The sequence below is a fragment of the Halocynthiibacter sp. genome (assembly GCF_049608145.1).
GTDB lineage: Bacteria > Pseudomonadota > Alphaproteobacteria > Rhodobacterales > Rhodobacteraceae > Halocynthiibacter.
This window is the reverse complement of sequence record NZ_JBMYXF010000023.1, coordinates 1-25,048: the sequence shown is the minus strand read 5'-3', so window position 1 is coordinate 25,048 and position 25,048 is coordinate 1. Positions and strand designations below refer to the sequence as shown.

Below are 25,048 nucleotides of genomic sequence, written 5' to 3'. Positions count from 1 at the left end.
CGATGAACACAGAAACCATGATTGGCGTGATCGGGGGCTCTGGTCTCTATGAAATTGATGGTCTTGAAAATGCCACTTGGCAGGCGGTGGACAGCCCCTGGGGCACACCATCAGATGAAATCCTGACGGGTACGCTGAATGGTGTAAAGATGGCCTTTCTGCCACGCCACGGGCGTGGTCATGTACATTCACCTTCCTCAGTGCCGTATCGCGCCAATATTGACGCATTGAAACGCCTGGGCGTCACCGATGTGATTTCAGTATCGGCCTGTGGTTCCTTCCGCGAAGAAATGGCGCCAGGCGATTTTGTGGTGGTGGACCAGTTCATCGATCGCACGTTTGCCCGGGAAAAATCATTTTTCGGCACGGGCTGTGTTGCCCATGTGTCTGTCGCCCACCCGACCTGTCCACGTCTCAGCGCCGCCTGTTATGAAACAGGCCAGGCCGCAGGCATCACCATGCACAACGGTGGCACCTATCTGGCGATGGAAGGTCCGCAATTTTCCACCCTCGCGGAAAGCAAAATGTATCGCGAAAGCTGGGGTTGTGATGTGATCGGTATGACCAATATGCCCGAAGCAAAACTGGCCCGCGAGGCCGAACTTTGTTACGCTTCTGTTGCGATGATCACCGATTATGACAGCTGGCACCCCGAACACGGCGAAGTGGATGTCACTGAAATCATTAAGACACTCATGGGGAATGCGAATAAGGGGCGAGACATGATTGCGCGCTTGCCCGATCTTTTGGGGTCAGATCGCGCGCCTTGTGAACATGGGTGTGACCGCGCGCTTGAATTCGCAATTTTGACGGCACCTGACAAACGCGATCCGGCACTGATGGCAAAACTGGATGCCGTTGCTGGCCGTGTAATCGGGTGAGAAAACGGGTTCTGATCCTAGGTGCTGACGGCTTTATCGGCCGTCACATCGCCTTTGAATTTCGCGCCGCCGGCTGGCAGGTTTTGGCCTGCGCGCGACGGATCAGAGCCCTAAAACATATGGGGTTTGAGACCCTTCAGGCGGATTTGTCCAGGGCTGAAACACACGATCCATCCTTTTGGGGCGAACATATATGTGGCGCAGTGATCAATGCTGCGGGTTTGTTGAATGCAACAGAGGCGGTGTTTGAAGCAGTGCATATCAAAGCACCCGAAGCTGTGTACCGCGCCATGCCAGATGCACGAAAACTGTTAATCTCTGCGGTTGGAATCGATACACCGGACACCGGATTTGCACGCTGGCGACGCCAGGGAGAGATCCTTGCCCGAACGCATAACGCGATCTGCCTGCGCCCGGGCCTTGTGCTGGGGGACACGTCTTATGGCGGATCATCTTTGTTACGTGCGCTGGCCAGCCTGCCCCTGACACCTTTGCCTGGCGGTGGTAACCAGGTGATGAACCCGGTGCATGCAGCCGACCTTGCACATGTGGTGCGGGAAATCATGGAAGACCCATCTGATTTTGCGACAGGCCCGCATGACATTGGCGGGCCCGAAACCGTAACCCAAGCGCAGATGATTTCGGGCTATCGCGGGTGGTTGGGCCTAGCCCCCTGTCGCAACTTTACTCTGCCTGCAAGACTTGCTGCGTTGGTTGGAAAGATCGGGGACTTTATGCGTTTGGGACCAATTTCCAGCACCGCCCTGTCACAGCTTGAAACCGGTGTATTGGCTGACAATGTCACCTTGGCTACGCAGCTGGATAACAAGCCGCGTGGATTTACAGATTTCGTAAACGCGCGGCCTGCGGGAACCCAGGATCTGTGGCAGGCCCGCCTGTATCTGTTACGCCCATTGCTGCGCATTGCTTTGATTTTCATGTGGGTCCTGTCAGGGCTGATTGGATTGTTTCTGCCACCCGAAACGTTCCTACCCATGCTGGACGGCACATTTTTCCCGGATTGGGCTTTGATCACAACCGCACGCCTTGGCGGGATCGCGGATCTCGGGATTGCCTGGGCGCTATTGCGTGGCTGGCGGCTGAAACTGATGGGAATTGTGCAGATATCACTGGTTGGCGGCTATACCATCGGGCTAAGTTTGCTTGCCCCTGCGCTATGGGTATTGCCTGTCGGGGGGCTTTTGAAGAACCTGCCAATCCTGCTATTGTTGGTGATTTTTCTGATCCTAGAGGAAGAACGCTGATGGATTGGTTTTTCATTGTGAAATGGGCGCATATTCTGTGTTCCACCGTTTTATTCGGCACGGGCATCGGTACCGCATTTCAGATGGTCTGGGCCATGCATTTGGCCCGAAAGGGCCGGGTTGAAACCGTACATTCAGTGGCCTCGGGCGTTGTTATCGCAGATTGGGTTTTCACAACCCCGGCAGGGATCATTCAGCCAGCAACTGGTCTTTGGCTGATATGGCTTCAGGGCTGGCCCCTGACCGAAAGCTGGTTGATCGCAACCTATGTTCTGTATGGAATTGCGCTGATCTGTTGGCTCCCGGTGGTTCACCTGCAAATCCGCATCCGTGACTTGGCCAAGGACGCGCTGACAACCTCCGACCCTTTGCCAGATGAGGCCTTCCGTTTATATCGTATATGGTTCGCCCTCGGCTGGCCTGCCTTCATTGGGTTGACAGGGATATTCTGGTTGATGATCACAAAGCCGGTTATTTATTAGGGAAATCACATATGCGCCTGACAGGGATTGATATTGCACGGTTCATGGCCTTTACCGGCATGGTTCTGGTGAATTTTCGCATCGCTGCACATGTGGATGCCGGTGCGGATCTGCCCAGTCTTTTGACCAACAGTCTTGAAGGGCGGGCGGCCGCGTTGTTTGTTGTTCTTGCCGGTATTGGCTTCACCTTGGGGCATGCAAGCGGACGACAACCATGGCACTTGTCTTTGCGCCGGGCAGTGTTTCTGTTCATCATTGGCATGATGGATATGGTTATTTTTGATGCAGATATACTGCATTTCTATGCATTGTATTTCCTAATTGGAATGCTGTTCACCCGGATATCAAACCGGGGATTGCTGATCGGTGCAGGCGCGATTATGCTGATCGGCTATATTGCATTGTTTGTCTTTGACTATGAACATGGCTGGGATTTCGAGACGTTAAAATACGCAGATTTCTGGACCATCCCCGGATTTCTGCGCAATTCATTGTACAATGGCTGGCATCCGGTTTTTCCATGGGCCGCATTTCTGTTAATTGGCATGTGGGTGGGGCGATTGGATCTGGCGACGCCACGGATACAGCTTCGCCTTCTCATCTGGGGGACGGTCACGACAGTTGCAACCTGGGCATTCAGCGCTGGACTGATACGCTTGGATACGGAATTTACCGACATCGTTTCCATTCATCCCATCCCGCCAACGCCATTTTACATTCTGGCCGGGTCTGGCACGGCACTTGCAACATTGGGTTTAATTCTGTTGATCACCCCTGCCCTAGATCACCTGCGCCTAGGCAACTTTCTGGCCGCCCCTGGCAAGATGAGCCTGACATTATACATGGCGCATATCTATCTGGGTATGGGAACACTTGAAGGGTTCGGCAAACTGGATGGTAGCCTGTCCACGGGCGCAGTTTTCATGACGTCTCTCGCATTTTGCGCGATTGCCGCATTGTTTGCACGCCTCTGGTTCTGTAAGTTCAAACGCGGCCCGCTTGAGGGTCTGATGCGGCTCACCACAGAAGGCAAAGTGAGATGAAAAAAGACGTCAAAGATTACATTCGCACGATTGTGGATTTCCCCCATGAGGGCATCATGTTTCGCGATGTAACCACATTGTTTTCGGACCCGCGTGGGTTTCGTATGGCGATTGATCAACTGCTGCACCCCTATGCCGGACAACCCATTGATAAGGTCGTCGGGCTCGAAGCGCGCGGCTTTATCCTGGGCGGTGCGATCGCACATCAGCTGTCCGTAGGTTTTGTGCCTGTACGTAAAAAGGGCAAGCTGCCCGGCACAACAATCAGCCAAGATTACAAACTGGAATATGGCGAAGCGATTGTTGAAATTCACGATGACGCCCTAAAGCCCGGTGAACGTGTGCTGGTTGTGGATGACCTTCTGGCGACAGGTGGCACTGCAGAAGCCGGGATTAAACTGCTGGAACGCCTTGGTGCGGACATCATTGGATGTGCCTTTGTCATCGATCTACCGGAACTGGGCGGACGTAAGAAGCTGGAAGCACTTGGAATGGATGTATACAGTCTTTGCGAATTTGACGGGGTGTAAGGTAAGTTTTTTTTGCTGACGTTCTAATTTTCATGGTTTCTGTAAACCTTTCGGTAACACTTAGGCTCTAAGACTGAACTTGTCCGTTACCCACGGACGCTGCTTGCAAAACACACGTAAAAGTACCGACCGCCCTGCCCTGCGCAGGGCGGTTGTTTTTTTGCACCTATATTTTCCGATTCATGCCAGAACGGCCCCGGGGTTCATGATCCCCCGTGGATCCAACGCCAGTTTGATCTGTTGCATCATCAGGCGTTTCGCCGGATCGGCATAGCGGTTTAATTCGCCCGCCTTCATACGCCCAACCCCATGTTCGGCGCTGAAAGATCCGCCGTATTCATGCACCAAATCATGCACAAGGCGTTCAATTTTTTCTTTCATATGTGCCCAGCTATCACAGGGTTCCCCAGCCGGAGGGAAAACATTGTAGTGCAGATTGCCATCGCCAAGGTGACCAAAGCAGTTCACCCTCACAGGCGCAATTTCTGCAATTTTCGCCATACCCTGCGGGATGAAATCAGCCAGAGATGACAAGGGCAGCGAAATGTCATGACTGACAATCGCACCGACTTTTTTGTTGGCCGCTGGGATATGTTCTCGCAAAGACCACAATTGCGCACGTTGCCCAAGGGATTGGGCGATGACACCATCAGACACCAATCCTGCCTCGGCCCCCGCTACAAAAAGTTCTTCCAACAATGTTTCGGGGTTTAGCGCCTGGGGCAGGCCCAATTCCACAAGAACCGACCAGTCTGGAAGGTCAGAAAAGGGTTGATGAATGTCGGGCAGAGTATCCCGCACAAACCCCATCCCAGTACCAGATATCAGCTCAAAGGCCGATACGCCGCCCCCCGAAATATCGCGTGCGCGCCCGAGCAATTCAAGCGCCGCAGTCGGATCACGCACGACAAGGATCGCCGTTCCAACCCGGGCAGGACGGGGGGACAAACGCAGACTGGCAGCCGTGATTATGCCCAGCGTGCCTTCCGCCCCGATCAACAGGTTTTTTAAATCATACCCGGTGTTGTCCTTACTAAGGCGCGATAGATTGTTCAATATCGTACCATCCGCCAGCACTGCCTCGACCCCAAGGCACAGATCACGGGTATTGCCATAGCGCAGCACATTTACCCCGCCCGCATTTGTGGCCAGATTGCCGCCAATCTGACAGGTGCCTTCGGAGGCAAGGGACAGAGGGAAAAGACGATCGGCCTGTTCCGCGGCATCCTGAACGGCGGATAAGGTCATGCCAGCTTCTGCGATCAGTACATTTTCTGAAGGGAAAATATTGCGCAACTGGTTCATGCGTTCCATCGACAGGATCAAAGGTAAAGGCCCCTGATCGGCAGACATAATCTGGCCCCCAACAAGCCCGGTGCCGCCTCCAAAAGGGATCACCCCAACCTGACGTTCGTTGCAAAATTTTAGGATCTCGGAGACTTCACGCGTATTTCTCGGGGCGATGATAGCGCCAGCGTGACCCATAATGCGTTTACGGGGTTCTTCAAGGTACAGCCCAGTATCGGGACGCAAAAGATCCGTGCCGAAGCGGTTGGTCAGATGAGAAATGAATTCCGGATTCGCAGGGTTCAACATGTGGGCCTCCGGTTTTGAAGTGATCATGGGCAGGCCTGAGTTTCAAGCAAGAAGCGCCCTGTCCGGTTTTCCGGTTTTCCGGTTTTCCGGTTTTCCGGTTTTCCGGTTTTCCGGTTTTCCGGTGAAAATGCGCCTTCTTCAGGTCGTAGTAAGTAAAAAATACTTAACCCGCGTCTGATTTCCCCCGGCGATCCCCACGCAAATTGGCATATAATACATGCGTGCGCCAACGACCATTAATCTGCAGGTAACTTTGTGCGACACCTTCGTATTTGAAACCGGATCGTTCCAGCAGGCCCCGGCTTGGTTTATTTTCAGGCAAGCAAGCGGCCTCAAGACGGGACAGATCCAGATCGCGGAAGGCGTAATGTTCCATCGCCAGAAGCGCCTCTAGCATATAACCTTGACGTGCAAATCCATGCCCGATCCAATAGCCCAGCGTCGCAGCCTGTGCCGGGCCGCGACGGATGGTATCCAGTGTGATCGCACCAATCAGGTAATTATCTGCCCGGCGAAAAACAAAGAGAGGCACCGCCGTACCCTGCGCAATGGACCGGCGTGCCCAATAGACCCGGTTGGTAAACCCCTTGCGGGACAGGTGATCTTTCGACCAAACAGGTTCCCAAGGTGTCAGAAACGCCTGACTGTTGCGACGCAGCGCCGCCCATTCTCGGAAATCACCATGCTGGGGTGGGCGCAGATAAAGGCGCTCTGTTTCCAGTCTGACATTACGCTTGCGCCCGAGCATCAGCCCACCTTGCGACGTTCATTCAGGGCCGCCAGATCTGCAGCGCCCGCCACCGGACCGTATTGCGCAAGCGTCGCAGATGCTGTTCCAGCCATATCTGCCCCAAATTTACGCAGTGCCGCGAGATCAACACTGTCGATCTTTTCAACCACTTCCGACACCGGGGGCACACGGCCCCAGATTGCGGTCATCCGGGCCAAGCGTTCCGTGCGGTTCGAGGGGCTTTCCAGCCCCATTAGCATGCCCGCTTTCATCTGCGCACGCGCGCGATCCAGTTCAGCCTGCGTGATGGTATCAGCGGCACGTTTCATTTCATCAATGGTTACCAGCGCCAGTTCTCTGACCTGATCACCGCTTGTCCCCGCATATATCGTGGTCATACCACTGTCGGCAAAGGCACCGGCCTGGGCGTAGATCGTATAGCAAAGGCCACGTTTTTCACGCAGTTCCTGGAACAGGCGCGAAGACATGCCCCCGCCCAAAACGCCCGAATACAACTGAGCCGCCCAGATGGCGTCATCTGTGTAAGCCGGGCCTTCAAAAGCCAGGGCAAAATGTGCCTGCTCAAGGTCTTTCTCAACCCGAACTTCGCCGCCGTGATAGGTGCCACCAAGCACCGCAGGTGTCGGGCGTGCAGGGTGATTGCCAAACAAGGCTTCGGCCTGCTTTACAAGTTCATCGTGGTCCACGGCCCCTGCAGCGGCAAGGATCATATTGCCCGGGCCGTAATGCGCGCCGATGAAGCTTTCAAGATCAGCCTTCTGGAAGGAGGAGACCTTTGCAGCGGGGCCAAGGATCGTACGACCCAGAGGTTGGTTGGGATAGGCTTTTTCCTGCAGCCAGTCGAAAATCACATCATCAGGTGTATCCAGTGCCTGACCGATTTCCTGCAGGATCACGCCGCGTTCTGTTTCGATCTCATCTTGATCAAATGTCGGGTTCAGCAGAATATCCGCAATCACATCCAGCGCAAGCGGCACATCGGCCCCCAAGACGCGGGCATAATACGCCGTCATTTCACGCGAAGTATAGGCGTTTAGATAGCCTCCTACATCTTCGATCTGTTCCGCAATATCAAGTGCGGAACGGGTCGCCGTCCCCTTAAACGCCATATGTTCAAGGAAATGGGCAATACCATTCTGCGCCTCTGTTTCATTGCGGCCACCGGCATTCACCCAGATCCCAAGGGTCGTGCTTTCAAGGCCGGGCATGGATTCTGTCACAATGCGAAAGCCGTTGGAGAGCGTATGGGTTTGCAGGCTGCTGGCCTGAGACGCGGACTGGTTCAAATTGCTACTCACTTCTTAAGACGACTTCAGACGGGCACGGATCAGGCTTGTCAGCGCATCAAGGTCATTGGCCACAGGGGTGACGCGTTCGCTGCGATCAAACAGATCGGCCATATGTGCGGGGAGACCCACATCAACGCCACAGGCGTCTTTCACAGCTGCCGGGAACTTCGCAGGATGGGCGGTGGCCAAAGTGATCATTGGCACCTCTGACAGGTGCTGATCACCAATGCGTACGCCAATCGCAGAATGCGGGCACAGAACTTCGCCGGAACGTGGCAACATGTCTTTGATGGTTGCGCTGGTCTCTTCTTCGGAAACACGACCAGATTTAAACTGTTCGCGCAGGGCTTCCATTGCGCCTTGGCTGATGGTGAAACTGCCGCTGTCTGACAGGTCATTCATCACAGATCGGATCGCATCGCCATCACGTTCATAGGCGTCAAACAGGGCACGTTCAAAGTTGGAACTGACCTGAATATCCATAGAGGGGCTGATGGAAGGGCTTACACCCTCTTTTGTATACGCGCCGGTTTCCATAGTGCGGTGCAAAATATCATTCTGATTTGTGGCAATCACAAGGTCTTTGATCGGCAGACCCATTTTCTTTGCGATATAGCCTGCAAAGATGTCACCGAAGTTACCGGTTGGCACGGTGAAAGACACTTCACGATGCGGCGCGCCAAGGGACACAGCGGAGGAGAAATAATAAACAACCTGCGCCAGCACCCGGCCCCAGTTGATGGAATTCACACCTGCAAGACCAACTTCATCGCGGAAATCATGGTCGTTGAACATGTCTTTCAGACGGGCTTGGCAGTCGTCGAAATCACCTTTGACCGCAAGCGCATGCACGTTGCTTTCAGAAGGCGTGGTCATCTGACGGCGCTGAACCTCAGACACGCGGCCTTCGGGGAACATGATGAAGACATCAACATTGTCGAGGCCTTTGAAAGCCTCAATCGCTGCAGACCCCGTATCGCCAGACGTGGCACCAACGATCACAACACGTTCGCCACGTTTGGTCAGTGCCGCCTGAAACATTTGCCCAATCAGCTGCATAGCGAAATCTTTGAAGGCCAGCGTCGGGCCGTGGAACAATTCCAACAAGAAATGGTTCGGGGCAAGCTGTTTCAACGGCGCGCGTGCATCATGTGCAAACCCCGCATAGGCGTTGTTGATCAGGGTACGGAATTCATCATCCCCAAAACTGTCCCCAACAAAGGGACGCATCACCCGGTAAGCGATTTCTTCGTAAGACTTGCCCGCCATGTCTTCGATTTCAGCTTTTGTCAGGGTTGGCACGGTTTCGGGCACATAAAGGCCGCCATCACGGGCAAGCCCGGTCAGCATTGCGTCTTCAAAGGATAGTTCCGGCGCTTGGCCACGGGTCGAGATATATTTCATCGCTCTGCTTTGCTCACTGAAGCTTCGGTGTTTGTTGTCTGATACGCCAGACAACAGCGGCTGTCATCACCAACCATATAAATGCCAGGGAAAACCATGTGATTGCGTAACCTAAATGATCATTAGGGATGCCATCAGATGTTACCGGCATAGGGCGGGCGATGAACGTATTGGGTGTCACGTTACGCGCGACAATCAGGATGGGATCGACATCCAACGACATAGCAATGGCGGGAATGTCGCGGGCATACCAGGTGGTGCCATCCGGGGCTGGGGTAAAACCATCGACTTCATCCGGCCAAAGAAGGTTGCCTGTCACGGTTAGTTCGACAGCTGTATCCAGATCATCCACCGTGTCCTGACGACGGAACCCGCGATCCAACAGGATCTTGCGCCCCTGCACGTCGAAGATCGAAATCATCCGATACCCAGCGCCCTGGTTCTTCGCCGTTGCAAAAACCTGCACGCCAGGACTGGCAAGGCCTGTTACCGTCACGGGAAGGTAGCGGTCCTTTATTGGATCTGGTTGTTCGGGCAATGCCACAGCGGTGGCCTGAATGCGCGCATCGATTTCAGCAAGCGCATCTGTTTTCCACGCCAGACGCGAGACCTGCCAAGACCCCAGCCACACCAGAATGATCAAGCCTGTTATGCCAAAAACCAGTGTCAGGATCAGTTTGCCGTTCATCTTGTGTCTCGCTTGCCCATCCACTGCACGCTAAAGAAAAAGCGCAGGTGTTCCCACCCGCGCTTTAAAACCGTTATTTGCAGAAGGTGCAAGCTTACGCGCCCCAGATGTAAACAGCCGCAAACAAGAAGAGCCATACAACATCCACAAAGTGCCAGTACCATGCAGCCGCTTCAAAACCGACGTGCTGTTCCTGGGTGAAGTGGCCAACCCGTGCGCGCATCATGCAAACGAACAGGAAGATGGTGCCTACGATCACGTGGAAGCCGTGGAAACCCGTCGCCATATAGAAGACGCCGCCATAGACGCTGCCGCCCAGACCAAAGGTCGCGTGGCTGTATTCATAACCTTGGAAGAAGGTGAACACGAGGCCCAGCAGAACAGCGATCAGCAGACCATTGATCATGTCTTTGCGGTTGTTTTCGTGGGCCAAAGCGTGGTGCGCCCAGGTACAAGCCGCGCCGGAACACAGCAGAATCAGCGTGTTGATCAGTGGCAGATGGAACGGATCAAATGTTTCAATGCCAACCGGCGGCCAAACACCGTCAATTGCGGGGCTGTCTGGGCCCATTGGGTACATGGCGTTTTTGAAGAATGCCCAGAACCAAGCAACAAAGAACATGACTTCGGACATCACAAACAGGATAAAGCCCAGACGCAGACCGATGCGAACAACAGGCGTGTGATCCACACCGTTTTGACCTTCGGTGACCATTTCAGACCACCAAGCGAACATCACATACAGTGTACCAGCCAAGCCAGCAAAGAACATCCAAGGGGAATCCTTAGCCATCCACATGACCGCGCCGTAAAGCATAACAAAGCCTGCAACAGCAGCCATCAGCGGCAGCCAGCTTGGGGCCAGAATGTGATAATCGTGATTTTTTTCGTGTGCCATGTGCGTTCCCTCTGCTGGAGGCTTTTCTTATTCAGTTCTGTACCACCGGAGCATCGGACGCAAGTTGCGCCACATCTTCCGGCAGGTCGGTTTCATAAAAGGTGTAGGACAGTGTGATGTGTTGTGCAAACTTTGCTTCGCGATCGTTCACAATTTCCGGGTCGACATAGAATGTCACCGGCATCATCACCCGTTCACCGGGTTGCAGCACCTGCTCGGTAAAGCAGAAGCAGTCAATCTTGGTAAAATACGCACCCGTTGAATAAGGCGCGACGTTGTAGCTGGCGGTGCCGGCCACAGGGCGATCAGTTGGGTTATAGGCCTCGTAATAGATCAGGCCGGTTTCACCGATGCGGATTGTGACGTCATCCTGCGCCGGGCGGAATTCCCAGGGCATATCCCGATCCAAAGAAGCATCAAAGCGAACAATGATCGTTTCATTCAGTATCGTTCCCGATCCATCAGCCGCCACTTGTGTTGTACCGCCAAATCCAGTGACCCGGCAGAACCAGTCGTAGAACGGTACAGATGCCCAGGCCAGAGACCCCATCAGGGCCACAACGCCAACCAGCTTAAATGCGGTGCCCGCGTGGTTTTGCTGGGGCGCGCTCATTCAGACACCGTTTCGTTGGACAAGCCCTGCGATGCGTTATAAGCCTCAGGCACATTGCCAATGACATTCACCTTTACAACGGTGATGCCAAATACAAGGGCCACGAACGCCGCTAAAACAAGGCCGAGGCCTGCGTTACGGCTGAAGCGGCGCTTGTGAATTTCATGTTCAACTTTGAGATCCATCAGAAACCTCCCCATCCGAAAGATTTCAGACCTGCTTCCAGCAGCAATGCCGAGAAATGCAGGAACAGATAAAGCAGTGACAGTTTAAAATAACTGCGTTCGGCTTTATAGTCGTCCGCTTCGGCCGCAGCATCGTCACGTTTCAGAATTTGCACTGCGCCGCGAATGAACAAAGCGTTCAGCACAACAGATGTGATCAGATAGGCCCAGCCGCCAATGGACGTCGCAGCAATCCCAAGCGTCACAATCGCCAGCGGGATTGTATAGGCCAGAATGTGTTTGCGCGTGGCCACCCGACCATGGGTCACAGTCAGCATTGGCACGTCGGCATCGGCATAATCTGTCTTCGTGAACAGCGCCAATGACCAGAAATGTGGCGGCGTCCACATGAAGGTGATCATGAACATCAGCACGCTTTCGATGGACACACCACCGGTTGCCACGGCCCAGCCGATCATCGGAGGAAAAGCACCCGCCGCACCACCGATCACGATGTTCTGCGGCGTTAGGCGTTTCAACCACATGGTGTAGATCACCACATAAAAGAAAATCGTAAAGGCCAGAAACAGACCTGCAAAGATATTTGCGGTCAGGGCCAGCATAATGCAGGAAAAACCAGACAGGGCACAGCCCAGACCAAAGGCTTCTTCCTTGGTCACTTTGCCAGCCGGGATCGGGCGCTTCATGGTGCGCTTCATTTTGGCATCAATGTCGTGGTCATACCACATGTTCAGCGCGCCAGAGGCCCCGCCACCCAATGCGATAAATAAGATGGACACAAACGCCAGGAAAGGATGCACCGGCACAGGTGCCACCATCAGACCAACAAAGGCTGTGAAGACAACAAGCGACATCACCCGTGGTTTCAACAGGGCATAATAGTCACCGAAACCGGCTTCTTGTTCGAAGCCGGATGTGAAGGAATTATCTGCACTCATATCGCTCATGTCAGTTCCGTGTTGCTTGGGGCCACCAGCAAGAAGCCGCGGCCCCGGGCTTCAGGATCAGTTAGAAGAAGCAACTTGGATGGAAGTCTCAGCGTCCAGAGACGCCTGACGACCAAGCCATGCTTCATACTCTTCCTGAGTCACGATCTTAACAGTGATCGGCATATAGGCGTGGTCTTTACCGCAAAGTTCAGAACACTGGCCAAAGTAGATGCCTTCTTTGCCCGGATCAACGTTGAACCACAGTTCAGCCGTACGACCAGGAACACCATCCTGTTTCACACCAAAGGCCGGGATTGCCCAAGAGTGGATCACGTCAGAGGCCGTCACACGAACAACAATGTCTTTGCCTGATGGCAGAACGATTGCGGTGTCAGTCGCCAGCAAATATTCATCCTGGCTGTAGCCGTTTTCTTCAAGCGCATTGCGGCCCAGCATAAAGCTGTCAAACGCAATATCTGTACCGATGTATTCATAGGACCAGTACCATTGGTTGCCGGTCGCTTTGATGTGAATGTCGCCTTCAGGGATCTCTTGCTGGTTAAACAGAACCGGCAGAGAGAACGCGCCGATAAAGACGAGAATAACAATGGGCAGGATTGTCCAGGCAACTTCAAGTGTTGAATGGTGCGTGAATGTTGCCGGTGTTTTATTCGCACGTTGGTTGAAACGCAGGATCACATAGCCAAGCAGGCCAACAACAAACAGAACGATGATCGAGATGATCCACAGAACCATGTTGTCCAAGGCAAATGTGTTTTGTGCAACGCCTGTTACCGCTGGCTGAAAATTCACGCCGCCAGGTGTTGGAGCACCGATAATTTCAAGGCCGGTGATTCCGTCGCTTGATTCCTGTGCGAATGCGGTTCCTGCAGCGATGACGCCGCCTGCTGCTGCCAAGAAGCCTGAAACTGTGCTTTTAAGTTGCATATGTTCGTCCTGTTCACTTTTCCCCGGTCGTCCGTTTTTGCGTTACGAACGATAAATTCTGCCGCTTTTGGCGAAAACCGACGGAATCCAATTGTGTCTGGCCTGCTTGAAACCATATTAAGACGCATGGAACAAGTAATTCATGTGCGCTTTCTGGCCACAAATGTGATTTTATCACGAAAACCCTGCGGCCAATTGGCCAATCCGGTCAGAAAACACGCAGACGCAAAGGCAGAGAAGCACCCATGAGCACTCCACAAATATCTGACGTAGATCGATTTCGCCCATTTGATGACAATTTCGACGAAACACGTGCCCTGAATTTGCTGCGCAGCACACTTGAAGGCGCGGATGACGGCGAACTGTTTATGGAACGCTCTCGGTCAGAAGCCCTAGTATTTGATGACGGCCGCTTGAAGACCGCGAGTTTTGATGCAGGCGAAGGCTTTGGCTTGCGCGCAGTCAGCGGTGAAACCACCGGTTATGCGCACTCCACCGAAATGACCGAAAGTGCCATGAAACGGGCCGCAGAGACTGCACGTCTTGCAGTCGGGTCTGGCGGCGGCGTGATCGCAGACGCCCCACGCAGAACCAATACACAACTGTATCAGCCGCTTGACCCAATTTCAGAGGCACCTTTTGCTGTAAAACTGGACGTTTTGCGCGAAATTGATGATTTCCTGCGCAGCCTTGATAAACGGGTGGTGCAGGTTTCTGCCACACTGGCTGCGTCTGTTCAGGAAGTTGAAATTTTGCGCCCCGAAGGGAGTCGCCTGACCGATGTGCGCCCCATGGCACGATTGAATATCTCTGTTATTGTCGAAGAAGACGGACGTCGCGAAAGTGGCGGGTCCGGCGGCGGCGGACGTGCTGGCATCACCGGCCTTATGCATCGTGATCATTGGCAGGCTGTCGCGCGCGAAGCCCTGCGCGTTGCCTGCGTAAATCTCGAAGCTGTTCCAGCCCCTGCGGGTGTGATGGATGTGGTGCTTGGCCCAGGTTGGCCCGGCATTCTACTGCATGAAGCCATCGGTCACGGGCTGGAAGGTGACTTTAACCGGAAAGGGTCTTCAGCCTTTGCCGGGCTTATGGGGGAACGGATCGCAGCAAAAGGCGTAACTGTTTTGGATGACGGCACGATCCCGGATCGTCGTGGTTCCGTTACCATTGATGACGAAGGCACCCCTGGCGGGAAAAACATTCTGATCGAAGACGGGATTTTGACCGGCTATATGCAGGATCGTCAGAACGCACGCCTAATGGGCGTAGAACCCACAGGGAACGGTCGCCGTCAAAGCTATGCCCACGCCCCCATGCCACGCATGACCAACACTTATATGCTGGGTGGTGATGCGACACGCGAAGAGGTTCTGTCTGGTCTGAAAGACGGGATTTACGCGGTTGGGTTTGGCGGTGGTCAGGTGGACATTACCAACGGGAAATTCGTGTTTTCCTGCACCGAGGCTTACCGGGTTGAGGGCGGCAAAGTCGGCGCACCCGTGAAAGGCGCGACATTGATTGGGGACGGCGCCACCGCCCTGAAACAAATCCGCGCGATTGGCAATGATATGGAAATGGATCCGGGCATGGGCAATTGCGGCAAACAAGGTCAGTGGGTCCCCGTCGGGGTTGGCCAGCCAAGTCTGCTGATCTCGGGTCTAACCGTTGGTGGCGCTGCCACGTAACAACGCGGCAAGCACCGTTGATTCGGGGCTTGCCCGCCCTTTGAGACCGCAAAGCTATTTTCAAATCCGGACGTTTCACATGCCCCATTCCCATTGGTTATTTCATATCAACGCAAACGCAGCAAAGAAGACATTACTCTGGCGTCTTTTGTTAAGCTTCACATGTGGGATTGTCGGTTCGGTTTCTATTTTGTTGACCCTGCTTTTTCTGTATGCCTACACATTTCGAAACAGCCCATACGACCTCGCCATTGACGGCAACATTTATATGATCGGCACTTTTTTGGGTGGATCCCTTGCAGTATATCTGCTGACTCTGCCCCTATGTATCCCCCTTTTTTATTTCCTGCTTCGTCGGGGATTGGGCGGCATAATCATATTTTGCCTGTTGTCACTTTTGCTTGCCATTGGTGGGTATTTTGTGTCCCTAAGCATAATACCCACCATCGACGCCTTCTATGAAGATCAGATGTCGATCAGTAAGCCATCCCTTTTTCTAATCGGTCTATGGCCCATTTTGTCTGGCTATATCATCACTTGGCTATGTCTGCGCCTGTTCCATCGCGCGTTGTTTGAACCGGAAACAGAAGTCGTGGACACCTTTGCCTGACGACGTTCAGAATTCGTTAACCATTCCTGTGCCATAAAATCCGACGGTGACATGCGGAGAACGAAAACGTGAGTAAGGCACAGGCAAATTTATTTTCCACACTCCAAGCCGAGGCCCCGTCCCCCAAAGAACGATTTGCGCGGTTGCAATTGATCCGTTCACACGGAATAGGGATGACTGGATTTCACCGATTGTTGGCTGAATATGGATCCGCGCGGGATATTCTGGCACGTTTGCCTGATGATCGACCGGGGTTTACGCCCTGCCCAAGCGAACGCATTCACAAAGAACTGAAAGCCGGGAAACAGTGCAAGGCCGAGCTTATCCTTTGGGGGGATCCGACCTATCCGCCGGCGTTAAAAGATATTCCCGACCCGCCTGTTGCACTTTGGATGAAAGGAAAAACCGACCTTTTACAACGCCCGGGGGTTGCCCTTGTCGGAGCACGAAATGCGTCATCCATTGGGTTACGCATGGCAAAGCGGCTTGGTGCGGATCTAGGCGGTGAAGGGATGGTTGTGATTTCTGGTCTGGCACGTGGCACGGATGCCGCCGCCCATGAAGGGGCGTTAAGTCATGGTACAATTGCTGTCGTCGCCGGGGGCGTTGATGTGATCTATCCGCCTGACAATAAAGATCTGCAATCTGCCATTTCCGCAACAGGCCTGCTGATCTCGGAACACCCGCCAGGCACACACCCCACCGCGCGACATTTCCCCATGCGCAACCGCATCATTTCAGGCCTGTCGCAGGGTGTTGTTGTTATTGAAGCCGCTTTAAAATCCGGATCCATGATCACTGCGAAGAACGCCCTTGATCAGGGTCGCGAAGTGATGGCCGTACCCGGTCACCCGATTGATACACGCGCCGGAGGATGCAATGCGTTGATCCGGGACGGGGCCACACTGATCCGGGGCGCCGATGATGTATTGCTGGCCCTGCCCCCAATCACAAGCACCTCAGCCACCCCCACAAAAGAAACCCAACCGCAGCCTAGGTCACGCCCCCCGAGAAAGCCACCCGCCGACATCACAGCATTGCATCGCGAAATTCTGGACCGCATGAGCAGTGCACCACAACATGAAAGTGACCTGATGGATGAGTTAAATGTTACCCTGCCAGATCTGGATTTGCTATTAACGCGATTGGAACTGGATGGTCAGCTGGAACGAAAATCCGGCGGTATCTTACGACTTTTGCGATGATTGCCCCGTGGCGCAAATCGGCCAAAATCACAACCGCGAATGCCTTTTCACTTTGCCCCATTGACTTTCCCGTGGTCCCGCCCACATCTTGCGCCGCTATATACATGCGTTGAGTCGAAAGGAATTTCATGCCCGTTGTCGTTGTCGAGTCCCCGGCCAAAGCCAAGACAATCAATAAATACCTTGGTGATGATTACGTGGTTCTGGCATCCTATGGCCACGTCCGTGACCTGCCACCAAAAGACGGATCCGTTGATCCCGAACATGAATTTGACATGAAATGGGAAATCGCAAGCGACAGCAAAAAGCATGTCAAAGCCATTGCCGATGCTCTTGCCGAAGACAATGACCTGATCCTCGCGACCGACCCCGATCGCGAGGGAGAAGCAATTTCATGGCACCTGCAGGAAGCCCTGACCAAACGCAAATCAATTAAAAAGACCACCCCGGTTAAACGGGTTGTCTTTAACGCGATCACAAAATCCGCTGTGACCGAAGCCATGGCAAACCCGCGTGACGTGGACATGGAACTGGTCGAAGCCTACCTTGCGCGCCGCGCATTGGATTACCTGGTGGGCTTTAACCTGTCACCGGTTCTGTGGCGCAAACTGCCGGGCGCGCGTTCCGCGGGTCGTGTGCAATCTGTCTGCCTGCGTCTCATCGTTGAACGCGAAATGGAAATCGAAAGCTTTGATAACCGCGAGTACTGGTCGATCAAAGCCATGATCGAAACCCCGCGCGGACAGACATATGAAGCCAAACTAACGGTTCTTGGCGGCAAGAAGCTGGATAAATTTGACATTGCGACCAAAGAAGCAGCGGAATTGGCCGTACATGCGATCAATTCGCGTGATCTGTCGATTGCCAATGTCGAAGCCAAACCCGCCAGCCGGAACCCTTCTGCACCCTTCATGACGTCGACCCTGCAACAGGAAGCCAGCCGAAAGTTTAATTTTGGCGCACGTCAGACCATGTCAGTCGCGCAACGCCTGTATGAAGCCGGCCTGATCACCTATATGCGGACCGACGGCATTGATATGGCCCCCGAAGCTATCACTGCTGCGCGCGACACAATTGGCGCACGTTACGGCAAAGACTATGTGCCCGGATCCCCGCGTGTTTATAAAAATAAGGCCAAAAACGCGCAAGAAGCGCACGAATGTATTCGTCCGACTGATCTGAGCAAGGCAACTGAAGACCTCAAAATTGCCGACCCAGATCAGCGCAAACTGTATGATCTGATTTGGAAACGCACATTGGCCAGCCAGATGGAAGCGGCGCGTCTTGAACGCACGACTGTGACCATTGGCAGTGGCGATGCACAAATTGAACTGCGCGCCTCTGGTCAGGTGATGTTGTTTGATGGCTTTATGAAGGTCTATGAAGAAGGCCGTGATGATGTCGTTGATGAAGACGACAAACGCCTGCCACAGATTGCCGCTGGTGAACCTGCCAAAAAAGCATCTGTCACGCCGGACCAGCATTTCACACAGCCGCCCCCCCGTTATACAGAGGCGACCCTTGTAAAACGCATGGAAGAACTGGGCATTGGCCGCCCATCGACATATGCATCGGTTGTCACAACGATTCAGGATCGCGAATACGTCCGCAAGGATAAAAATCGCCTATACCCTGAAGACAAGGGTCGCCTTGTGACTGTGTTTCTCAGCAATTATTTCCGCAAATACGTCGGTTATGAATTCACTGCCAACCTTGAAAATGAACTTGACGAAGTGTCCGCGGGTAACGCGGATTACAAGGAAGTTTTGGGACGTTTCTGGCGTGATTTTTCTGCTGCAATCGGGGAAACTACCGAACTTCGCATCACTGAAGTTCTTGAAAAAATCAACGAAGTTCTGGAACCACACCTGTTCCCACCAACTGAAGATGGATCTGATCCGCGCGCCTGTAAGAACTGCGGAGTCGGGCGTTTGTCTATGCGTACCGCCCGCTCTGGTGGTGCATTCATTGGCTGTTCCAACTATCCGGAATGCCGCTATACCCGTCCTTTTGGCCCCCCCGGTATGGAAAGCGAAAGTGCGATCCCACCAGAAGGCAAACTTTTGGGCCAGGATGAAGGTGACAACATCTGGGTACATAAAGGCCGCTTCGGCCCCTATGCCCAGCGTGGTGAAGTGACGGAAGAGAATAAAAAACCAAACCGTCAGTCTATCCCCAAGGAATGGCCTCCGGAAGACATCGACTTGGAAACCGGTGTTAAGCTTTTGTCTTTGCCACGTTTCATCGGCACACACCCGGAAGATGGCGTGAATGTCTGGTCAAATATTGGTCGTTATGGCCCGTATCTAAAACATGCTGACACCACATCAAATCGGGGTGGCACAAATGCCAATCTGGAAAGTCTGGATGAGGTCTTTACCGTTGGCATGAACCGCGCTGTTCAGTTGCTGGCTGAAAAGGTTGCATCCCGTGGCGGGCGTGGCGCTGCCGCGAAAATCCTGCGGGAACTGGGTGAGCACCCGGATGACGGCGGCCCGGTTCAGATCATGGAAGGCAAATACGGCCCCTACGTGAAATGGGAGAAGGTGAATGCGACACTTCCAAAGGAAACCAATCCCGAGCACCTGACGATCGAAGAAGCCATGGTGTTGATCGAAGAAAAAGCCGCAAAAAAGGGTACACGCAAGAAAGCTGCTCCGAAGAAAAAAGCTGCAGCCAAAAAGCCTGCGGCTAAAAAAACGCCTGCCAAAAAGACTGCTGCTAAAAAAACCACAGCAAAAAAGGCCCCGGCAAAGAAGGCCGCGAAAGCAACCCCTTCAAAGAACGATGATGTTCTTGAATAAGACGCTTTAAATGTGACTGAACAAATACCCTGTGCAGGTTGGCGCAGGGTATTTTCATTTAGAGGAAAACGCATTTCTGGCCTGATCATTGGGTTAATTATTGGGATCGTTTTCACAATTGGGACAATGTTCAAATCCCGCCCATTTTTGACCATCATCGCTGGTTTTTCACTTACGCTTGCAGGGTTTATCGCCACTTTCTACTTAGTGCCCGACTTTGCAGAAGAGATCCCCAGACCTTACAAGTACCGCAATCCGCCGCATTGATGGAGCATATCAAGTTCAGTTCAGTTGCCTCAGCAGTTGTAGGCTTGATGACCGAAAACATGGCATTGGTACCCCGGTCTGGTGATCGGCGTCGTGCTGCGCGCCTCGCCGCTAAGCAATAAATCTAAATCCTGACCTCCGCCTGTAAAATAATTGTGCGCGAAGACCTTGCTGCAGCGCAGCAAACAATTGACTTCCCTTCTTTCTCGGTCCAGAAATGCGGCCAGATATTCATTGAGGTCCGGCACGTCTGGCCTCATGCGTTGGGAGACACTCATGAAAAAAATCTATGGTTCCGCGACAGAAGCCCTTGAGGGCGTTCTGACCGACGGCATGTTCATTGCGTCTGGCGGATTTGGCCTGTGTGGCATTCCAGAATTGCTGCTGCAGGCGATTAAAGAAGACGGCGTGAAAGACCTGACCTTCGCGTCAAACAATGCTGGTGTGGATGACTTTGGCATCGGTATCTTGTTGCAAACCAAACAGGTCAAGAAGATGATTTCTTCTTACGTTGGCGAGAACGCTGAATTTATGCGTCAGTATCTGTCCGGTGAACTTGAACTGGAATTCAATCCCCAGGGTACGTTGGCAGAACGCATGCGTGCAGGCGGCGCCGGCATCCCGGGCTTTTACACCAAAACCGGTGTTGGCACAGTCATTGCCGATGGCAAAGAACACAAAGATTTCGACGGCGAAACCTACATTCTGGAACGTGGCATTGTTGCGGATCTGGCGATCGTGAAAGCCTGGAAAGCGGACGAGCAAGGAAATCTAATTTACCGCAAAACGGCACGGAACTTTAACCCCGCCGCTGCGACCTGCGGAAAGATCTGTATCGCAGAAGTCGAAGAGATCGTTCCAACCGGTTCCCTTGATCCTGATCTGATCCACACGCCTGGCATTTACGTGCACCGCGTCATCAAAGGCGACCACGAGAAGCGCATCGAACAGCGTACCGTATCCGCCGCTTAATGCCGTCAGGCACCTGAAGATTTACAGAAAGAGACAGAACATGTGGGATCGTAATCAAATGGCGGCGCGCGCCGCAAAGGAATTGCAGGACGGGTGGTATGTGAACCTGGGCATCGGCATCCCGACGCTTGTATCAAACTATATCCCTGAAGGCGTTGACGTGACGCTTCAGTCTGAGAATGGTATGCTGGGCATGGGCCCCTTCCCGACCGAAGATGGGATCGACGCGGATTTGATCAACGCAGGCAAGCAGACCATCACGGAACTTGACCGGACATCTTACTTTGGCTCAGAGCAAAGCTTTGCGATGATCCGTGGTGGTAAGATTGCCATGGCGATCCTGGGCGCGATGGAAGTTGCTGAAAACGGCGATCTGGCGAACTGGATGATTCCAGGCAAGCTGGTTAAAGGCATGGGCGGCGCGATGGATCTGGTCGCAGGTGTTGGCCGTGTTGTGGTGGTCATGGACCAGACCAACAAAAAAGGCGAAAGCAAACTTCTGAAAGAATGCACGCTGCCACTGACCGGCAAGGCTGTTGTTGACATGATCATCACCAACCTTGGGGTGTTCAATGTGGTTGAAGGCGGGCTGGAGCTTGTTGAACTGGCCGATGGCGTTACTGACGACGAAATTCGTGCGGCCACCGAGGCCACCATCGTTAACTAAAAGTAGCTAGGCAATCAGAATGGGCGACGCGGGAAACTGCGCGCCCATTTTCGGACCAGCACCTTATCGGTTGGTGTTCCCCACATTTAGACCCAACCGAAGTCTCCAACAGGTTGAAATGAAGTGGCATTTTGCGACGGTATTTTAGTGGATTTATTGTTGTTTTTTATATATTCTCAAATTGCCGATGAATGCTGTCCGAATTGCAAATCAACTTCTGACTGCAACATCTGCAAAGTGATGTAACAAGTGAACGGTTGTTTCCCAGTTGCTATTTCAGATCCTGTGACTCTTTTCGTGCCGGATTTCTGTCATACGCCGGATACCTTCAATTCGTTACATCGCCTAGGCCAGAAGGCCCGCCCTGTCTGACAGGGCATTCCTCGCCTGTCCGGACGTGCCCGCGACTGTTTCAGGCTAAGGCGAAGGTGGGTCTCTCTCTCCCACATCCACACCCACTTTCGCCTGACCTGTATCCTGAAAATCTCAGACACAATACCCATCTGCTTTCCGGTTTTCCGGTTTTCCGGTTTTCCGGTTTTCCGGTTTTCCGGTTTTCCGGTTTTCCGGTTTTCCGGTTTTCCGGTTTTCCGGTTTTCCGGTTTTCCGGTTTTCCGGTTTTCCGATGAAATTCTTCATATAATTGATGCGGTCAAGAGATAGCCCTTCGTTAGCATCTGATTTCCAGATGAGTGCACCACAGTTTAACCTCGCCCTTTTCAACATCCCAGGCTATGCAACGCAGATGACCCAGACTTCTTTTGAAATATTCCTCGCCATCGCCCCAGGGCTTGAACCTGCTTTACTGGCTGAAACACAGGCCGCTGGGTTTGAGGGCGCCAAAATCACCCCAGGCGGGGTCAGTATTATGGGCGATTGGCAGGATGTCTGGCGCGCAAATCTAACCCTGCGCACCGCCACCCGCGTGCTGGCCCGAATTGGCGAATTCCGTGCTTTTCATCTGGCACAACTGGACAAACGCGCGCGAAAATTCCCCTGGGGCGATGCTCTGCGCGCGGATCACCCTATTCGCGTTGAAGTTACAACAAACAAGAAATCAAAAATTTATCACGCAGGCGCCGCCAAGCAACGCGTGGAAACCGCGATCAAAGAAAGCCTTGGAGCAAGTATTTCAGCCGAAGCCGAAATCTGCCTAAAGCTGCGTATCGACGACAATAACTGCGTTTTCAGCGTCGATACCACTGGCGAAAGTCTACACAAACGGGGTCACAAAGTTGCAGTCAACAAAGCCCCCATGCGCGAAACCCTGGCCGCTGGTTTTCTACGGGATATGGGGTATGACGGCAGTCAGGCTGTGCTTGATCCTATGTGTGGCTCCGGCACTTTCATTCTGGAAGCAGCTGAGATCGCGGCAGGTCTGTTGCCAGGACGTACGCGCAGCTTTGCTTTTGAAAAACTGATGACTTTTGATCGGGGCGCGTTTGAACACCTGAAAGAGAACAGCCCGGTTTTGCCTGACGCCCGCTTCTTCGGGTCCGACCGAGATCAAGGCGCCGTGCAGATGTCGCAAAAGAATGCAGACCGCGCGGGGCTTGCGGATTGCACCCGGTTTGAAATGTGTGCGGTCAGTGATCTACAACGCCCGGACTGCACGCCTGGAATCGTCATTGTAAACCCGCCATATGGAACCCGTATCGGCAATAAAAAACTGCTGTTTGGCCTGTATGGCGCGCTTGGTAAAACCCTGTTGGAACGATTTTCTGGCTGGCGGGTGGGCATTGTCACCTCTGACACAGGCCTTGCACGGGCCACAGGCCTGAAATTCACCTCAGAAGGCAAACCCATCCCCAATGGCGGGTTGACAGTAAAGCTGTTTCAGACCGGCAAGCTTCCCTGAAACTCCAGCCCGGGTGTTGCCATCCACATTGTGCAACCGCACCGTTCTAACCCAGGCCGCCCTGCAGGTAGATTATCCGCCAGCAATACCTGTGCCGCAAGAACCGGCACAGCGGCCCAAAGCAGGACAATCAGCAGCGCCCGCCAGTTCAGATACGCCTTAACGAAACGTCTCATCTTACTTTAACCTTGATCAGACAGGCCTGCCTTTAGACGGGCATTTTCGGCTTCCAGCCGCGCAATGTGATCCTGCAACGGGCCCAGATGAGGTTGTAGTTCCTCAACTGTAAAGCGCTGGGGAATATGGGCCGGGCAATTCCAATCAAAGGCCTCAACCGTAATTTCAACGATCCGTTCAGCGTGACCACGGATATCGGGCAGCATCAGGCGTTCCAGAAGTTCGGGCATATCTGCAGGTGCAATGATTTTTGCATGACCCAGAATTTTCAGACGCGCCTTGTTCGGATAATCCATCATGAACAGCGCAACACGGTCTTCTTCTGTGATGTTTCCAGCCGAGATATACTGACGGTTGCCGCGCAGATCAGCCCAGGCAATGGTCCTGGGCCCTGTCACCTGAGCAAATCCCCGTGGCCCACCGCGAAACTGCACATATGGCCAACCGGATGATGAAATCGACGCCTGGTAGAACCCGTCTCGGGCTTCAATAAAAGCCTTTTCATCCGGGCCAATATCCCTACCACCTTGGCTGCGGTCAGGATTGCGCACCATGTTTGCATACCCTTCACGGGATCCCGCTACAGTCTGGAATTGTTTCACTGTTTCAGTGAATAGGATGTCTCCATAAGGGTATGCCATTGAATTTATTCCTTATAAACCAAGTTCGGATAGGGATGGGTGATCATCCGGGCGACGGCCCAGCGGCCAGTGAAACAGACGTTCCGCTGGTGTAATCTTTAGGTCATTCAGGCTGGCGTGACGCTCACGCATCCGGCCATCCGGGTCAAACTCCCAGTTTTCATTGCCATAAGACCGCCACCACTGACCGTCAGCGTCATGCCATTCATACGCATAACGCACTGCAATTCGGTTGGTGTCATGGGCCCAAAGTTCCTTGATCAGGCGATATTCCAGTTCTTTCTCCCACTTACCGGACAGCAGGTCTTCAATCTCGGCATGGCCCTGCACAAAGACGTTCCGGTTTCGCCAGCGGGAATCATCTGAATAGGCCTGTGTGACCTTACCCGCATCACGGGAGTTCCAACCGTCTTCGGCCAAACGCACCTTTTCAATAGCAGTTTCACGCGTGAAGGGCGGGAGTGGTGGTCGTGTCATGGGATACCCCTTTCAAAAGATAACCGATCAGTAAAGTTACGATATAAATGAACAGATCAGTAACGAAAGTCAATCCCCATTGCCCAGCTTCTTGTCAGGGCCTCAGAACTTCATTACTTTCCCACTGACCAAAGGAGCCCCCATGCGCCCAAGCAAGAAAGATGAACTCGTCCGCAAAGCACT

General features: G+C 53.3%; 27 protein-coding genes. 13 read left to right on the top strand and 14 right to left on the bottom strand.

Translation table 11 applies throughout. The annotated features are described in order from the left end of the window. Positions 1–2: 2 nt before the first annotated feature. The 5 genes from ACPGUT_RS08870 to ACPGUT_RS08850 are packed head-to-tail and all read left to right on the top strand — an operon-like array spanning position 3 to position 4,201. On the top strand, positions 3–881 hold the full coding sequence (locus tag ACPGUT_RS08870) for an S-methyl-5'-thioadenosine phosphorylase (protein ID WP_423990488.1): 879 nt from the start codon (positions 3–5) through the stop codon (positions 879–881). Next, a complete protein-coding gene (locus ACPGUT_RS08865) occupies positions 878–2,146 on the top strand; it encodes an SDR family oxidoreductase (RefSeq protein ID WP_423990486.1) in 1,269 nt (422 codons plus the stop codon). The genes ACPGUT_RS08870 and ACPGUT_RS08865 overlap by 4 nt, the downstream gene beginning before the upstream one ends. Then, positions 2,146–2,628 (top strand): DUF2269 family protein, encoded by a 483-nt coding sequence (locus tag ACPGUT_RS08860; RefSeq protein WP_423990484.1) that lies wholly within the window; start codon positions 2,146–2,148, stop codon positions 2,626–2,628. The genes ACPGUT_RS08865 and ACPGUT_RS08860 overlap by 1 nt, the downstream gene beginning before the upstream one ends. An 11-nt stretch (positions 2,629–2,639) precedes the next feature. After that, the gene (locus ACPGUT_RS08855) at positions 2,640–3,671 is read left to right on the top strand and encodes a DUF418 domain-containing protein (protein ID WP_423990482.1); all 1,032 of its coding nucleotides are present in this window, start codon (positions 2,640–2,642) and stop codon (positions 3,669–3,671) included. Beyond that, a complete protein-coding gene (locus ACPGUT_RS08850; protein WP_423990480.1) occupies positions 3,668–4,201 on the top strand; it encodes an adenine phosphoribosyltransferase in 534 nt (177 codons plus the stop codon). Before ACPGUT_RS08855 ends, ACPGUT_RS08850 begins: the two co-directional genes overlap by 4 nt. Before the next feature lie 180 nt (positions 4,202–4,381). Here ACPGUT_RS08850 and ACPGUT_RS08845 read toward each other — a convergent pair whose 3' ends face one another. From ACPGUT_RS08845 to coxB, 10 genes are all read right to left on the bottom strand, one after another. Then, positions 4,382–5,797 (bottom strand): FAD-binding oxidoreductase, encoded by a 1,416-nt coding sequence (locus ACPGUT_RS08845; protein ID WP_423990478.1) that lies wholly within the window; start codon positions 5,795–5,797, stop codon positions 4,382–4,384. Between the two features lie 163 nt (positions 5,798–5,960). Beyond that, positions 5,961–6,545 (bottom strand): GNAT family N-acetyltransferase, encoded by a 585-nt coding sequence (locus tag ACPGUT_RS08840; RefSeq protein ID WP_423990476.1) that lies wholly within the window; start codon positions 6,543–6,545, stop codon positions 5,961–5,963. Further along, complete coding sequence (locus ACPGUT_RS08835; RefSeq protein WP_423990474.1) at positions 6,545–7,834, bottom strand: M16 family metallopeptidase; 1,290 nt, start codon at positions 7,832–7,834, stop codon at positions 6,545–6,547. The genes ACPGUT_RS08840 and ACPGUT_RS08835 overlap by 1 nt, the downstream gene beginning before the upstream one ends. Before the next feature lie 15 nt (positions 7,835–7,849). Further along, complete coding sequence (thrC, locus tag ACPGUT_RS08830; RefSeq protein ID WP_423990472.1) at positions 7,850–9,241, bottom strand: threonine synthase; 1,392 nt, start codon at positions 9,239–9,241, stop codon at positions 7,850–7,852. 13 nt (positions 9,242–9,254) lie between these two features. Then, on the bottom strand, positions 9,255–9,929 hold the full coding sequence (locus tag ACPGUT_RS08825) for an SURF1 family protein (protein WP_423990470.1): 675 nt from the start codon (positions 9,927–9,929) through the stop codon (positions 9,255–9,257). A gap of 94 nt (positions 9,930–10,023) precedes the next feature. Further along, positions 10,024–10,827, bottom strand: coding sequence for a cytochrome c oxidase subunit 3 (locus tag ACPGUT_RS08820; protein ID WP_423990469.1), 804 nt, complete (start codon positions 10,825–10,827; stop codon positions 10,024–10,026). Positions 10,828–10,858: 31 nt separating this feature from the next. Further along, complete coding sequence (locus ACPGUT_RS08815; protein WP_423990467.1) at positions 10,859–11,440, bottom strand: cytochrome c oxidase assembly protein; 582 nt, start codon at positions 11,438–11,440, stop codon at positions 10,859–10,861. Continuing rightward, positions 11,437–11,625 (bottom strand): hypothetical protein, encoded by a 189-nt coding sequence (locus ACPGUT_RS08810; RefSeq protein WP_423990465.1) that lies wholly within the window; start codon positions 11,623–11,625, stop codon positions 11,437–11,439. The genes ACPGUT_RS08815 and ACPGUT_RS08810 overlap by 4 nt, the downstream gene beginning before the upstream one ends. Then, positions 11,625–12,572 carry a heme o synthase gene (gene cyoE / locus ACPGUT_RS08805; RefSeq protein WP_423990463.1) on the bottom strand — a complete coding sequence of 316 codons (948 nt, stop codon included), beginning with the start codon at positions 12,570–12,572 and terminating at the stop codon, positions 11,625–11,627. Before cyoE ends, ACPGUT_RS08810 begins: the two co-directional genes overlap by 1 nt. 57 nt (positions 12,573–12,629) lie before the next feature. Continuing rightward, complete coding sequence (gene coxB / locus ACPGUT_RS08800; protein ID WP_423990461.1) at positions 12,630–13,502, bottom strand: cytochrome c oxidase subunit II; 873 nt, start codon at positions 13,500–13,502, stop codon at positions 12,630–12,632. Between the two features lie 245 nt (positions 13,503–13,747). On the opposite strand from coxB, the gene tldD reads away from it, so the two are divergent. From tldD to ACPGUT_RS08765, 7 genes are all read left to right on the top strand, one after another. Next, the gene (tldD, locus tag ACPGUT_RS08795; RefSeq protein WP_423990459.1) at positions 13,748–15,187 is read left to right on the top strand and encodes a metalloprotease TldD; all 1,440 of its coding nucleotides are present in this window, start codon (positions 13,748–13,750) and stop codon (positions 15,185–15,187) included. A 388-nt stretch (positions 15,188–15,575) separates the two neighbouring features. Then, a complete protein-coding gene (locus tag ACPGUT_RS08790; RefSeq protein ID WP_423990457.1) occupies positions 15,576–15,797 on the top strand; it encodes a hypothetical protein in 222 nt (73 codons plus the stop codon). Between the two features lie 68 nt (positions 15,798–15,865). Then, positions 15,866–17,002, top strand: coding sequence for a DNA-processing protein DprA (gene dprA / locus ACPGUT_RS08785; RefSeq protein WP_423990455.1), 1,137 nt, complete (start codon positions 15,866–15,868; stop codon positions 17,000–17,002). Between the two features lie 128 nt (positions 17,003–17,130). Beyond that, a complete protein-coding gene (gene topA / locus ACPGUT_RS08780) occupies positions 17,131–19,806 on the top strand; it encodes a type I DNA topoisomerase (RefSeq protein WP_423990453.1) in 2,676 nt (891 codons plus the stop codon). Positions 19,807–19,818: 12 nt separating this feature from the next. Then, a complete protein-coding gene (locus ACPGUT_RS08775) occupies positions 19,819–20,073 on the top strand; it encodes a hypothetical protein (protein ID WP_423990451.1) in 255 nt (84 codons plus the stop codon). A gap of 276 nt (positions 20,074–20,349) precedes the next feature. Beyond that, positions 20,350–21,045 carry a CoA transferase subunit A gene (locus ACPGUT_RS08770; RefSeq protein ID WP_423990449.1) on the top strand — a complete coding sequence of 232 codons (696 nt, stop codon included), beginning with the start codon at positions 20,350–20,352 and terminating at the stop codon, positions 21,043–21,045. 40 nt (positions 21,046–21,085) lie between these two features. After that, on the top strand, positions 21,086–21,712 hold the full coding sequence (locus ACPGUT_RS08765) for a 3-oxoacid CoA-transferase subunit B (protein ID WP_423990447.1): 627 nt from the start codon (positions 21,086–21,088) through the stop codon (positions 21,710–21,712). A 486-nt stretch (positions 21,713–22,198) separates the two neighbouring features. Here ACPGUT_RS08765 and ACPGUT_RS08760 read toward each other — a convergent pair whose 3' ends face one another. Beyond that, positions 22,199–22,351 carry a hypothetical protein gene (locus ACPGUT_RS08760; protein WP_423990445.1) on the bottom strand — a complete coding sequence of 51 codons (153 nt, stop codon included), beginning with the start codon at positions 22,349–22,351 and terminating at the stop codon, positions 22,199–22,201. Between the two features lie 106 nt (positions 22,352–22,457). Here ACPGUT_RS08760 and ACPGUT_RS08755 point away from each other — a divergent pair, with 106 nt between their 5' ends. Beyond that, positions 22,458–23,570 (top strand): THUMP domain-containing class I SAM-dependent RNA methyltransferase, encoded by a 1,113-nt coding sequence (locus ACPGUT_RS08755; protein ID WP_423990443.1) that lies wholly within the window; start codon positions 22,458–22,460, stop codon positions 23,568–23,570. On the opposite strand, the gene ACPGUT_RS08750 is transcribed toward ACPGUT_RS08755, so the two are convergent. Genes ACPGUT_RS08750 through ACPGUT_RS08740 form a run of 3 tightly spaced genes read right to left on the bottom strand, consistent with a single transcriptional unit; the run spans position 23,549 to position 24,865 of the window. Beyond that, the gene (locus ACPGUT_RS08750) at positions 23,549–23,746 is read right to left on the bottom strand and encodes a hypothetical protein (RefSeq protein WP_423990441.1); all 198 of its coding nucleotides are present in this window, start codon (positions 23,744–23,746) and stop codon (positions 23,549–23,551) included. The genes ACPGUT_RS08755 and ACPGUT_RS08750 overlap by 22 nt on opposite strands. A gap of 6 nt (positions 23,747–23,752) precedes the next feature. After that, positions 23,753–24,388, bottom strand: a complete 636-nt coding sequence (locus ACPGUT_RS08745; RefSeq protein WP_423990439.1) for a pyridoxamine 5'-phosphate oxidase family protein — start codon at positions 24,386–24,388, stop codon at positions 23,753–23,755. A 12-nt stretch (positions 24,389–24,400) separates the two neighbouring features. After that, positions 24,401–24,865: a DUF1348 family protein gene (locus tag ACPGUT_RS08740; protein WP_423990437.1), complete on the bottom strand. Its 465-nt coding sequence runs from the start codon at positions 24,863–24,865 to the stop codon at positions 24,401–24,403. Positions 24,866–25,048 lie beyond the last annotated feature (183 nt).